The 13,509-nt window shown below is 40.2% G+C and carries 10 protein-coding genes; 3 read left to right on the top strand and 7 right to left on the bottom strand.

Features of this window, described 5'->3' with window-relative positions:
- Nucleotides 1-204: 204 nt before the first annotated feature.
- A complete protein-coding gene (locus INE92_RS17020) occupies nucleotides 205-729 on the bottom strand; it encodes an NUDIX hydrolase (protein ID WP_008770568.1) in 525 nt (174 codons plus the stop codon).
- Between the two features lie 213 nt (nucleotides 730-942).
- Between INE92_RS17020 and ahpC the strand changes: the two genes are divergently transcribed.
- The 3 genes from ahpC to INE92_RS17005 all read left to right on the top strand — a co-directional run bounded on the left by ahpC (nucleotide 943) and on the right by INE92_RS17005 (nucleotide 5,102).
- Entirely contained in the window at nucleotides 943-1,509 is a 567-nt protein-coding gene (ahpC, locus tag INE92_RS17015; RefSeq protein WP_004307892.1) for an alkyl hydroperoxide reductase subunit C, read from the top strand.
- An 85-nt stretch (nucleotides 1,510-1,594) separates the two neighbouring features.
- Nucleotides 1,595-3,145: an alkyl hydroperoxide reductase subunit F gene (gene ahpF / locus INE92_RS17010; protein WP_151927460.1), complete on the top strand. Its 1,551-nt coding sequence runs from the start codon at nucleotides 1,595-1,597 to the stop codon at nucleotides 3,143-3,145.
- A 130-nt stretch (nucleotides 3,146-3,275) separates the two neighbouring features.
- Complete coding sequence (locus INE92_RS17005) at nucleotides 3,276-5,102, top strand: endonuclease/exonuclease/phosphatase family protein (protein ID WP_074704515.1); 1,827 nt, start codon at nucleotides 3,276-3,278, stop codon at nucleotides 5,100-5,102.
- An 80-nt stretch (nucleotides 5,103-5,182) separates the two neighbouring features.
- Here the strand turns inward: INE92_RS17005 and INE92_RS17000 are convergent, their stop codons facing one another.
- The 6 genes from INE92_RS17000 to INE92_RS16975 are packed head-to-tail and all read right to left on the bottom strand — an operon-like array spanning nucleotide 5,183 to nucleotide 13,504.
- Nucleotides 5,183-6,160, bottom strand: a complete 978-nt coding sequence (locus INE92_RS17000) for a fibronectin type III domain-containing protein (RefSeq protein ID WP_074704518.1) — start codon at nucleotides 6,158-6,160, stop codon at nucleotides 5,183-5,185.
- A gap of 23 nt (nucleotides 6,161-6,183) precedes the next feature.
- Nucleotides 6,184-7,191 carry a GRP family sugar transporter gene (locus INE92_RS16995; RefSeq protein WP_008642584.1) on the bottom strand — a complete coding sequence of 336 codons (1,008 nt, stop codon included), beginning with the start codon at nucleotides 7,189-7,191 and terminating at the stop codon, nucleotides 6,184-6,186.
- Nucleotides 7,192-7,209: 18 nt separating this feature from the next.
- Entirely contained in the window at nucleotides 7,210-8,730 is a 1,521-nt protein-coding gene (locus INE92_RS16990; protein WP_015531758.1) for an alpha/beta hydrolase-fold protein, read from the bottom strand.
- A 1-nt stretch (nucleotide 8,731) separates the two neighbouring features.
- A complete protein-coding gene (locus tag INE92_RS16985; RefSeq protein WP_134993419.1) occupies nucleotides 8,732-10,330 on the bottom strand; it encodes an alpha/beta hydrolase in 1,599 nt (532 codons plus the stop codon).
- Nucleotides 10,331-10,342: 12 nt separating this feature from the next.
- The gene (locus INE92_RS16980; protein WP_015531757.1) at nucleotides 10,343-11,890 is read right to left on the bottom strand and encodes an ADP-ribosylglycohydrolase family protein; all 1,548 of its coding nucleotides are present in this window, start codon (nucleotides 11,888-11,890) and stop codon (nucleotides 10,343-10,345) included.
- 6 nt (nucleotides 11,891-11,896) lie between these two features.
- Entirely contained in the window at nucleotides 11,897-13,504 is a 1,608-nt protein-coding gene (locus tag INE92_RS16975) for an ADP-ribosylglycohydrolase family protein (RefSeq protein WP_015531756.1), read from the bottom strand.
- Between the last annotated feature and the right edge of the window lie 5 nt (nucleotides 13,505-13,509).

Raw genomic sequence — 13,509 nt, 5'->3', positions numbered from 1 at the left:
CGAATCTTTTCTTGATAGAAAAAGATGCATATTCGACTTGAATTTATACGGTATTAGCCTGTGATTTTGCATACAGTTGCATGTTTTTATGCATTTTATTCTCCAGATCATTATTTTTTTATCTGATGTTTTGGAGGAATATCTTAAAAATGGGACATAACTATAGATGAAATACTCTCAATCTATCAGGCTGATGAGATTATCTTAGCGGCATTGAGCTAGAAACAAGCTAAGTCCGCGACGGATAGAATCCAACCCAAAATCTTCCGGATGAATCTCGGAGAGAGGTAGGAAGAAAGAATCTGCTACATCATCCATGGCGGAGAAATGGCTCATGTCTTCTACGGTGCAGAGAAAAAACATATCAAGTGTGTGTACAGGAAAACCTGAATAGACATAAATATTGGGAAGTGAAAACTGGTAAATAGCTTTTTTTACCTTCAATCCGGTTTCTTCCAGCACTTCACGGGCTACGCCTTCTTCACCTGTCTCGTTCATATCGATAAATCCTCCGGGAAGGTCGAGAGTTCCCTTTGCCGGCTCTTTAGCACGCCGGCAGACAAGCAGTTCATTTTTCTCATTCAAGATGAGTGCTACTGTGGCGGCAGAAGGATTGAAATAATAGACAAAGCCGCAATCTGCACATTTTTTAGATTTCTCGTTGTTAATCTCAAAATGAGAGGAACCACATTTAGGGCAATATAAGAATTGGTCAAGAGGATGTTCCATAATCGTATATATTTTCCAGTTTTTTTGTTTATGCATGCAAAGGTATAAAATGCTTTTATTAATTTCATCTATCACCGCATAGAAATATTCGATTGGGCTTTTTTTGCAAAGGCGGGGGTTCTGCCTTTATCTTTGCATCAGAAACAAAAAACAAAACATTGTTTCTGATGTTATAAGTCAAATCAATTAATAACAATAAAAGCAATAAAGATTATGGAACCAATTTTAAATTCTCAACTTCCTGAATTCAGCGTTCAGGCTTTTCACAACGGAGCTTTCAAGACTGTAACCAACAATGACCTGAAAGGTAAATGGGCGATTCTTTTCTTCTATCCTGCTGACTTTACTTTCGTATGTCCTACTGAATTGGTGGATATGGCTGAAAAGTACGATCAGTTCAAGGCGATGGGTGTAGAAATCTATTCGGTAAGTACTGACTCTCATTTCGTGCACAAAGCTTGGCATGATGCTTCTGAAAGTATTCGCAAGATTCAATACCCGATGTTGGCAGACCCGACTGGCGCTTTGAGCCGTGCACTGGGTGTATATATCGAAGAAGAGGGTATGGCTTATCGCGGTACATTCGTTGTCAATCCGGAAGGAAAGATTAAAGTGGTGGAACTGAATGATAACAATATTGGCCGTGATGCAAGTGAATTGCTTCGTAAAGTGGAAGCTGCACAGTTTGTAGCCAGCCATGACGGAGAAGTTTGCCCGGCTAAATGGAAGAAGGGTGAGTCTACCCTGAAACCAAGCATTGACCTGGTAGGTAAGATTTGATAGATCTTGATAATGGTGATTATGGGAGGCCGGTAACGGGAGACGCTGCCGGCCTTTCTTTTAAAAAAATGAAAGGAAAAAAGGTATGTTAGAATCTGCATTAAAAGAACAACTAAAGGGTATTTTTGCTGGGCTGGAGGCAAATTTTACTTTTGATATATCCGTATCATCCAGCCACGAAAACAAAACAGAATTATTGGAGCTGCTGGGAGATGTAGCGGATTGTTCCGATCATATCACTTGCTCGGTGAATGAGGGAGAAGCATTGAAGTTTACTTTATTAAGGAATGGTGATCGTACCGGAATCACATTCCGGGGTATTCCTAACGGACATGAGTTCACGTCATTGCTTTTGGCTATCCTGAATCTGGACGGCAAAGGAAAGAACTTTCCTGATGAGGCTGTTTGCAACCGTGTGAAAGCACTGAAAGGTCCGATACATCTGACCACTTATGTTTCGTTGACTTGTACGAACTGTCCTGACGTAGTGCAGGCTCTGAATGCAATGGTCACTTTGAATCCTGCTATTACTCATGAAATGGTAGACGGCGCGCTTTATCAGGACGAAGTAGATGCACTGAAAATACAAGGAGTACCTTCTGTCTTTGCAGATGGAAAATTGCTTCATGTAGGCCGTGGTGAATTTGGCGAATTGCTTGCCAAGTTGGAAGATCAATATGGTATTGACGAAACCAAAGCGAATGCAGAGGTGAAAGAATATGATGTGATTGTAGCCGGTGGAGGACCTGCAGGAGTATCGGCAGCTATTTATTCTGCTCGTAAAGGACTCCGTGTAGCTATTGTGGCCGAGCGTATTGGCGGACAGGTGAAAGAAACGGTAGGTATTGAGAATTTAATCTCTGTTCCGGAAACGACAGGAAATGAACTTGCCGATAATCTGAAAACTCACTTGTTGCGTTATCCGGTGGATTTGCTGGAGCATCGTAAAGTAGAAAAAGTAGAAGTGGTTGGAAAACAAAAGCAGATCACTACCTCTGTTGGGGAGAAATTCCTGGCTCCGGCACTGATTATTGCAACTGGTGCAAGCTGGCGTAAACTGAATGTTCCGGGAGAAGCGGAGTATATCGGTCGTGGTGTTGCTTTCTGCCCTCATTGTGATGGGCCGTTTTATAAGGGAAAGCATGTAGCAGTAGTAGGTGGAGGAAATTCCGGCATTGAGGCAGCGATTGACTTGGCTGGTATCTGCTCCAAAGTCACTGTTTTTGAATTTATGGATGAGTTGAAAGCAGACAGTGTACTTCAAGATCGACTTAAATCATTGCCGAACGTGGAAGTGTTTGTAAGTTCACAGACTACGGAAGTGATAGGAAATGGTGATAAACTGACTGCCCTACGCATCAAAGATCGTAAAACGGAAGAAGAACGTTTGGTTGAGTTGGATGGTGTATTTGTACAGATCGGGCTTTCTGCGAATAGCAGTGTATTCCGCGACATAGTGGAAACCAACCGTTCGGGCGAAATCATGATTGATGCACATTGCCGTACGAATGTGACGGGTATCTATGCAGCTGGAGATGTTTCTACGGTTCCTTATAAGCAAATCATTATCTCTATGGGCGAAGGAGCGAAAGCTGCGCTTTCTGCATTTGACGATAGAGTGAGAGGGATTATCTGATATATTCAGATATGAAAGACACACAAACAAGACAATAAGAGGCCGCAAAGGTATGAATCCGTATCTTTGTGGCTTTTTATTTTTTTCTTACCTTTGGGGGAACTTAACATAACCCCCAAAAATGAAGAACATGAAAAAGATCTTTTTACTCATTTCCGTCATCTTATTTATTTTTCCGGTACAGGCTCAACATACATTGAGACTGATGACTTATAATATTAAAAATGCGAATGGCATGGATGATATTTGTAGTTTTCAACGGGTAGCCAATGTGATAAATAATGCTTCTCCTGATGTTGTGGCTATACAAGAGGTAGACAGTATGACCCGTCGGAGCGGACAGAAATATGTGCTGGGTGAAATAGCTGAACGTACACAGATGCATGCCTGTTTTGCACCTGCTATAGAGTTTGAAGGAGGTAAATATGGAATCGGACTGTTGACAAAGCAAGTTCCGCTACGTTTACAAACTATCCCTTTACCTGGTAGAGAAGAGGCCCGCACCTTGATTCTGGCAGAATTTGAGGATTATATTTATTGTTGTACTCATCTGTCATTAACGGAAGAAGACCGTATGAAATCTTTGGAAATAGTGAAGTCATTGATTGCTTCCTATAAAAAGCCTCTTTTTCTAGCCGGGGATATGAATGCTGAACCTGAATCCGATTTCATCAAAGAATTGCAAAAGGATTTTCAAATACTCTCCAATCCGGAAAAGCATACTTATCCTGCTCCCGATCCAAAAGAGACCATTGATTATATTGCCGCATCAAAGCAAAACGCTACCGGATTTGCTGTCATATCTGCGAGAGTAGTTAATGAGCCAATGGCTTCCGACCATCGTCCCATACTTGTGGAATTGCGTACTGCTGAAAAGGCAGACAAGATATTCCGTACTAAACCTTATTTACAGAATCCTGTGGGTAATGGCATTACTGTGATGTGGGAAACAACCGTTCCTTCTTATTGCTGGGTGGAATATGGCACAGATACTACCCGGCTGGAACGTGCGCGTATGATTGTTGACGGTCAGGTGGTCTGTAATAACAAGCTGCATAAAATACGTATAGATGGCTTGCAGCCCGGACAGAAATATTATTATCGTGTGTGTTCGCAAGAGATGTTGCTTTATCAGGCATATAAAAAGGTATTTGGAAATACAGCACAATCGGCCTTCAGTGAATTTACTCTTCCTGTTGCTGATACGAAGTCTTTTACCGCTATTGTTTTTAATGATTTGCATCAACATACCAATACTTTCCGTGCTCTGTGTAAACAGATACAGGATGTTAAGTATGATTTTGTTGTTTTCAATGGTGACTGTGTGGATGATCCTGTGGATCACGAGCAGGCAACCACATTTATCAGTGAACTGACCGAAGGAGTGTATGGCGACAGCATACCGACTTTCTTTATGCGTGGCAATCATGAAATTCGCAATGCCTATTCTATCGGTTTGCGTGACCATTTTGATTATGTGGGAGATAAAACTTATGCCTCTTTTAACTGGGGAGATACCCGTATCGTCATGTTGGATTGTGGAGAAGATAAACTGGACGACCATTGGGTATATTATGGCTTGAACGATTTTACCCAATTGCGTAATGAACAGGTTGATTTTCTGAAAAAAGAACTGTCTGCCAAAGAATTCAAGAAAGCAAAGAAACGTGTCCTTATTCATCATATTCCGCTTTACGGTAATTATGAAAAGAATCTCTGTGCGAATCTTTGGACTAAATTATTAGAAAAAGCACCTTTCAATATCAGCCTGAACGCACATACTCATAAATACGCTTACCATCCGAAAGGGGAACTGGGTAATAATTATCCGGTTATTATTGGTGGAGGATATAAGATGGACAGTGCTACGGTGATGATTCTGGAGAAGAAGAACGATGAATTGAGGATTAAGGTGCTGAATGTAAGGGGAGAGGTTTTACTGGATATAACAGTCTAAAGTCTCTAATAACTTTATAAAAAATGGAGGTGCGCCAGACTTCTAGACACACCTCCATGAATTAGTTATTTCATAAAGTGCTATTCGGAGAAATATGTATAATAGAAATTCTCTATATATCCGTCATAGTTTTTGCTTTCCTCTTTGATACAACTGTTCTCGTCATATTCGAATGTGTAAGTAGCTGTACTGGATGAATGTTGCCAACCACTGCTCGTATGGCAATTAGCCGAGGCTTTTCCAAAGAGACCAGTTTCAACCAGCCAACGACTAGCTCCACTGCTTTCCGCATAGATACAATGTGCTCCGCTCACATTAGGCACGGCAGAATAGGTCTGAACTTTAAACTGCTCTACTCCATCTGAAAATCTGGTCCATTGCATAATATTTCCATCTTCTATGGTGATGTTAGATGCAATATTACCATTCTTTTCAACTTTGGTCATGTAGCCATTCTCATCATAAGTATATTCGTAAGTGTTGGAACCATCTACAAAAGTTGCAACATAACCTTGGTCATTTAAAGTCATGTTATATGCGTTCTTACCTGTCACTGTGATATTATTTCCGTCATAAGCAAAGAGCCATTCTCTATCCAACTCTCCTTCATATAGCCTGTAGACACGTTTAACCGTACCATTGTCATTATATTCGTAATACCATTTATCCCAATCATCTGCAAAAGTGGCTATTCGATAAACTGTTACTTCAGAGGTTGTTGTAAAAGTGATTTCTGCATAGTCTGAATCTTCAAAATAGATTGATCCGGTTTTTTGAGCTTTTACTTTGAATGTATAACTTTTTTCCGGCTCTAAACCTGTCAGTTGAATTGTATTTTGGTCAGTACTTTGTTCACTACCGTTGTTCAAGCTATAAATATAAGCTGTTGCATTTCCTATGGCTTTCCATGTAATAACAGCAGAACTCTCTTTTACATCAGGAACAGTAACTTCCGGTTTATCCAGAATGTTTGTACTGGGATGATTGTCATCATCACTGCAAGCAGTCGTACCTAGTACTACTGCCAGCATGGCTAATAAGTAAAAATACTTTTTCATGTTGTTCTATTTAAGGTTAATAATTAGTTTCCGGCAACTACTATCATTCCCAAACCAACCAGGAAGAAGATAAACATCAAGGCCAGTAGTTGATTAACAGATTTCGTTGAACCTTTAAATTCTTTCCAGATAAATACTCCCCAAATAGCGGCAATAAGTGGTGCGCCTTGTCCTAGTGCATAAGATACCGCCGGACCAGCTTCTCCTGATGCGATATAGCTGAACGCGGAACCAAGTCCCCATATCGCTCCACCAAGCATTCCGCATATATGAGTTTTCGTGTTTCCTTTAAAGTATTCGGAGTAGCTGACTTTTTCTCCGACAAAAGGATATTTCATTACTAATGTGTTGAAAACAAAATTGCTTAGTAATACGCCTATTGAAAAAACAAAGATGGCAGAATAAGGAGTCATCATTCCTATAGCAGGAGAATTGAAGTTTTCTACGTCCATACCTTTCACTACGAACCTGTAGAACAAAGACATCAGTACACCGGCAATTAATGCAATGATAATTCCCTTTTTGTTGTTTTTCCTGCTTTCTTCTCCCTTTTGCATTTTTCCGGAAGCCACTCCATTGCAAATGATAGCAATGACAATGAGAGCTACACCGCCAAATAAAAGCAAAGGATTACCAGTTGGAATTCCCAGATAATTGACGATTACCCCTAATACCAATGCAATGCCAACTCCTAAAGGAAAAGCTACAGACATACCAGCCAAGGAAATAGACGCTGAAAGAAGAATGTTTGAAGCATTAAATATTACGCCCCCCAAGATAACCCAACCAATGCTGTCTCCTGATGCTTGTCCCAGATCTTCCAGGAATGAACGTCCGGTATCTCCATGACTACCCATAGTGAAGCCTAGCAAGATGGTGAACAATACCATTCCAATCACATAATCCCAATAAAAAAGTTCATAACGCCAATTTTTGGAAACTAGTTTTTGGGTATTACCCCAGGAACCCCAACAAATCATGGTTACGATGCAGAATATAACTGCCAATAAATAACTGTTTACTGTGAACATACTATTAGTATTTAATTGTTAAACATGAATTCTGTTATTTAAATATAGTATCCAATCTTCCCAATAAGTGAAAACATTGGCTTCCTTACATTTTCTTGACCGGAACTCATGTTCCAGGTCCGATTCTTTCAAAAGGATATGTATATTACTACTAAAACCATATTCTTTTGATTTGGGTAGTATCTCCATCCAGCATCTGGGATATCTTTTGTGAGAGTTGACTGCTTTTATAAAATTTTGAGCATCATTCTCGTTGCCGATGGCATTTACACAGACTATGCCGGTAAACAAATTTTCTCTCTGAATAGCTTCTATACCTTCTTTAATATTATCTCCCAAAGTGATTAAAGCCCGCATACGTTGGGAACCTCTGATGCCGGAGAGTTGCTTTTCTATATCAGAAATTGTTTCTGACAGGTCTGTGTTAGCTTTTACGAAACAAAGAACAGCAGGCCATGTTTTATTCTCATCTACCATTTGATGAAACTGACTGACGAGAACCTTTTGCTGTTGTTCGTTGATTTCTCCCTGTACATAGATAATAGGATATTTTCTTGTGCTTCCTTGAGCCTGTTCCGGATAATAGACCGTTGCATTGGCTGTTTGGATAAACGGAGTCTCATTCGGAAGACTACTCTCACTATTTCCTGACTGCTTCCCATTGAAATATTCGTTTATGAATCTGAATGCTTTGGGCAGTGCAGTATTCCAGCAGGCGAAATCATGTCCTCCTGAACGTACTTCCCATTCATGAGGTATTTGTCTTTCCAGTAATAATCGGTGCAGTTCTTCATTACTTTCGCAAAGAGTACCTTCTTTATCTCCAATATCCAGCATGATGCCAAATCCTTTTAAATCGGGATTGCGGAGGGTGGAAAGAATGTGGTAGGGTGAATGTTGCTTATAGTAACTGGTTAGGCGCTGGTTACCATTCTTTCCCACTCCTCCGAAAATCCGTCCCCATTGATTGTCCCATCCTTTTTGTGGCCCTTCTTCCATGTATTGTTTTTCTGTACGGATGGATGGCGATAACGCAACGACAGAGCCGAATAAGTGGCGGTTGCGCAAACTAACGGATAATGCTCCGAATCCTCCCATAGAGAAACCAATGATCGAGCGTCCATTAATATCCTTGCGAGTACGATAGTTGTTATCTATATATGGAACCAGTTCTTTGATAAAGAAAGTTTCATAAAGGGAACTGCCATCATAAGTGTCACTGTAATAAGACAGGTAACCGTCAGGAATAACCATAATGAAAGGTTGAATCTTTCCTTCTTTTATCATTTTATCCATTACACGGGCAACGTTGCCGTATTCGAGCCAACTGGTATAATCACCTCCTATTCCATGAAACATGTATAAGACTGGATATTCTGTTTCTGAATGTTCATAACCTTCCGGTAAGATAATGGAGTAGGAGACTTCTTGCTTTAGGGACGGACTGTAAATACTCATCCCTTCTTTTTCTATGGGAAGTGCCCAAGCTCCATCTATACCTGATAGAAATAGGATAATATATAACAGTATCTTCTTCATATTATTTCTTTATTAACTGTTCACCAATATAATAACTCATTGAATAAATACCTGTTTGGGCGGACTGTTCACTATCCAGTCCGTTTCTGACACGATATTGCACCGGAGCTTCTGCACCTCGCAATCCATTGAACAGAGTAAAGATGCTATTGTAGTTGCTGCCTTCGTCTGTTATGTCCAAATAATAGATTTTGGCACGATTCTCGGCAGAAAGGTTGATAATATCCGCGTCTTCTGCAAAGAAAAAGTTGATAGCAGGGGCATTGCCTGTTGACTGATTGTATAAGTAATTAGCTTCTGAACCGTATGTTAATCCTAATCTGAAATCTGCATTGCTTTCCGTATGAACCGTCTTTTCCACAGCATCGGTAATAGCTGAAAAATTTGTTCCATTTAGAATCATTTCTTTCACATTAAAACCTGCGATTATCATACGTTTGATTTGCATAAGAGAATCTAATGCCACTGCTACCTTCTTTGTTGTAAGATCAACATTACCTTCTCCTTTGCTGTAATAAAGAACTTTGTAAGTTAGTTCGGAATTGTAGTCATCCGGTAACCATAGTTCGATATTGGAATTACCTACTTTTATGTTTTTATTAGTAGCATGTAATTCCTCTGTGAATTTTTTCAGAGTTTCCTGCGGATAGTTTTCTCCTTTGAATGAACGTTCGATAAAAGGCAATGCCTCTTTCATGGATTCACGCCAATAACTGTCAGTGTGGGCACCGTTCCGTACACGATATTCGTGCTTGATATTTTTGTCCCGTAATAGAGTATGTAATTCACCGTTTCCTGCATATAGTCTTTCTTCATCATCACCGCAGTCTATGTAATACCGTACTGTTTGAAATGTGGAACTTGGTTTATCCTTGAAAAAGTGTAGCGGACATTGGCTTTTATAATAGCTTGTCAGCCTGCCTGTTCCTGTCTGGCCGCTTCCTCCGAAGTTGTTTCCCCATTGAAGATTCCAACCGTCTTGTGACAAAGAGATGTATTGTTCATCTGTATTTAGGGAGGGACTTAATCCTATTGATACCGAGAATGTTTCAGGATGTTGCGATGCTATACTTAATGCCCCGAAACCTCCCATAGAGAACCCGGCAACAGCTCTTTCCGTCTTACTGGTTGTTGTTCGGAACCGCTTATCAATCAGGGGTACGAGTTCATTAATGAACATATCCATATAGTTGAACTTTCCGTCATAGCGGTTACAAAAATAAGAGTTGAAACCTTCCGGCATGATGTAGATCAATGGGCGAATACTACCATTGCTGGTTTGCGCATCAGCTATGCTTTGAATATTCAGACCTGAAGGTCCCCATGAACTTTGGTTCCCTCCCCAGCCATGTAGAAGGAAAACTACTCCATATTTACCCGTACTTTCCGATAGATATTCTTGAGGCAGTAATACGGAATATTTGATTTCTTGTCCTAATATTTTGCTGTAAAAACTTTGATCGGGATTATAGCGTTTGGTAAACAGTTCCGGTGTCTCGGTCTGTTCGCCTTCGGACGGACTGTTATCATCAGACGAACATGATGACAATCCGTAGGAAAATAATAATAAGGCTAATAATAGGAGTAGTTTTCTATTCATGGCTTCTCTCTTTTATTTATAAGGATTGATTGGCTCTGCCGGTATGGATGAATAAACCACCATGTCTTTACATTGAACGGCATATTTTTCATTTGGATTAATCCATTTAATAACCAGTTTGTGAGGTCCTTCCTCTAAATCATAATTATAGAAAATGTCATACTTTCTTTTTATGTAGTCATAAGGCATTTCTATGGTTTCTACTTTCTTGCCGTCAATGTAGGCCTCCAGGATGGCGATGTAATTGTCATTACTATCTTTAACATCTTGTCTGATCATCCCCATTAAAACAACTCCCTTGCCATTGAACTCAAATGTTTTTTCTGTACCGAGATCATATTTGATAACTCTTCTTTCAGAAGGATATAAGCCTTCAAAAGAAACTTCCCATGCTACGGTTTTTGGCTTCTGAATCGTGGTATAGTATTTATCTCCTTTTATTTTTCCTCCGTTTGCTTTTAATACATCACTCAATAGTTTGAGATTAATGTCGTATACAGAACTTAAAGAGATATCTGTGTAAGGGAACTTAATATTTTCACATCTTTCGAGTGCCGGTTTCCAGTATTCGGGGATAGCCTTGTAGCCTTGTATGACTCCAAGAATTCCTGCGGCAGTTGCCGGGTTACAGTCGGAATCTTGTCCGCAACGAGTGGCTATATCCATTGTTTTGAAAAAGTCGCCGTTGCCATATAAAAGTCCCATCACGCAGTAAGCCGCATTGATAGTGGCGTCAATGTTAAATGCATTGAATACCCCTTCCGGGCAGCCAATCTCAAGAGCATGACGGTTTTCTATTTCCAGCCAGCATTTACGCCAGTCATCGGGATATTGTTTCCAATATTTAATAACGTCTATGATGCAACGGTGAAATTTACTTTGTTCGGGTATTGTTTTAAGAGCTTCCGTGATAATTGTATAAATGTCGTTATTTACATAAGCCAATGCATACATTGCTCCCATGTATACACCTCCATACCATCCGTCGCCGTAGTTCATGATATGCCCTATCTTGTCCGAAAAATTGGAGGCGATATTTACCATCCCCGGACATATCATTCCAATGAAGTCTGCTTCAATCTGGAAATCAATATCGTCAGCGTGCGGATTATTTTTCCAATGTCCGGATGCCGGTGGCATAATACCGTGTAATATGTTATATCTGGCTGCCTGGTTGGCATGCCATAATTTGTAATCTGCATTTGCAAAGGCTTTGGCAAATGATTCGGCAGGGGCATTTATCCCTTCTTTTTGCATTACTTCCAGAAAGGTAAGATCCATATATACATCATCATACAATCCCGGATCTTCTGCAAAGATGTCCTTGCAATAGTCATCATACCAGATTATTGGAGTTTTCTCATGAATGATCGCTCCTCTGTATTTAAATTCTGTAGGACCGCCATAGGTGCATCCTATGGTTTGTCCGGCCCAGCCTCCTTTAATTTTGTCGAGCAGTACCTCTTTACTTATTTCAACTGTTTTTCCATATTCTATTTGTGCCATTCCCGATATGGAAAAGGTAAATAGTAGAATGATGTTAATCAGGACTTTTTTCATCTTAACTTATTTATTAAAGTAAAATCTATCATGTTCTTTTTTCTCTGAATAATACATTATGTCGTTGATACGAATAATGTAGTCTTTTTTGCGGTTCAACCATTTCATTTTAACGTGGTGTCTTCCTTCCTTCATGAGGTATTTCCAGGCTGGTTCTACTTTGCGGTCTGTATTTCTCATGGGTAAAGCTGCTACATGGTCCAGTTCTCCGTCAATCCATATTTCCACTTTAGCAACGTAAGGGTCATTGGGCTCTGCCAATCCGAAGACCTCGGAACCGATGTGGCGTGTAGATACACGATTGATATAATCGGGAGTAATACTTCTTGTGCAGCAAATGTTGCCCCAGATAACAAATCCGTTACCATTGAAATCAAATTCAAATGTATCTGTCAGGAAGCAGTCTTTGCGTTCTCTATAGAGTGGATAGGTGTTTTCGAAATTTTGTTCTAAAGGAAGTACATCCGCCTTTTTGATTGGAATTTCTATTTCCCCACCAGATACTTTTCCACCTGTTTTGACTATGAGTTGTTTAGCTTGATCGAAACTCATTTGGTATGCTTTTGCCAACGACATATTCGTTCCTTCAAATGTAAAGTCTTCTACTTCTTTTAAAGGGTTTAACCAGAATGAAGGGATTTTATCATACCCATACATGACGCCGAGTACACCGCCGACTGTAGACGGATTACAGTCAGAATCTTGTCCGCAGCGTGTTGCAATATCGACAGAGTTGGTGAAGTCTCCTTTACCGTAGAGCATAGCTAATGCTACGAAAGCGGAATTGAGCTTGGAGTCAATATTAAAGTTTAGAAATACGCCTTTGGGACATCCTACATCACAGTTCCATTTTTCTTGCAGGAAGTACCAGCAATCTTTCCAGTTGTCCGGGTGCAAAGAATGGAAATTGATTACATCCTGAATACATTGATGGAATGTACTCTCTTCAGGTATGACAGAGATTGCGGTTTTTAAAATCGCTTCAGGACTCTTTTCATAGAAAGCGGAGCTATAAAGAGCTGCTACGAAAGCACCACCATAAAAACCATCACCGCTATTCATAATGTGGCCTACTCTGGAGGCGATATCCAATGCTTCCGGCAGCATTGCCGGAGCCATCAGACCAATGAAGTCTGCTTCGATCTGGAAATCCAGATCGTCTGCATGTGGGTTATTCAACCAATGACCGGAAGCCGGTGGCATGATACCTTGGCGGATATTATATCTACCTGCTTGGTTAGCATGGGCCAAATGATAATCAGCGAATGCAAATCTTTTGGCAAGTTCTTCTTGTGAACAATCCAGGCCAAGTTCATCAAATGCCTCAACAAACGTGCAATCGTTATAAATATCATCGAACAATCCGGGCTTCTTTTCCCACCAATATTTAACGTAACCTTCCGCCCAGGGGATCGGCTGGTAATCTTGAATATAAGTTCCCGTGAACTTAAACTCTGTAGGTGCTCCGAAAACAACACCAATGGTTTGTCCGGCCCATCCTCCTTTAATCTTATCTAAAAGTTCTTTATCAGATAACTTTAACGTTTTTACAGGCTGGGCCTGTACGTTGAGAGCAAAAAGCCCTATGATACATATCGTAATTATTTTCCTCATTTTTC

This window comes from Bacteroides xylanisolvens, assembly GCF_018289135.1.
Lineage (GTDB): Bacteria > Bacteroidota > Bacteroidia > Bacteroidales > Bacteroidaceae > Bacteroides > Bacteroides xylanisolvens.
Note: the sequence above shows the minus strand (reverse complement) of the source record. Positions and strands in the feature narration are given on the sequence as shown.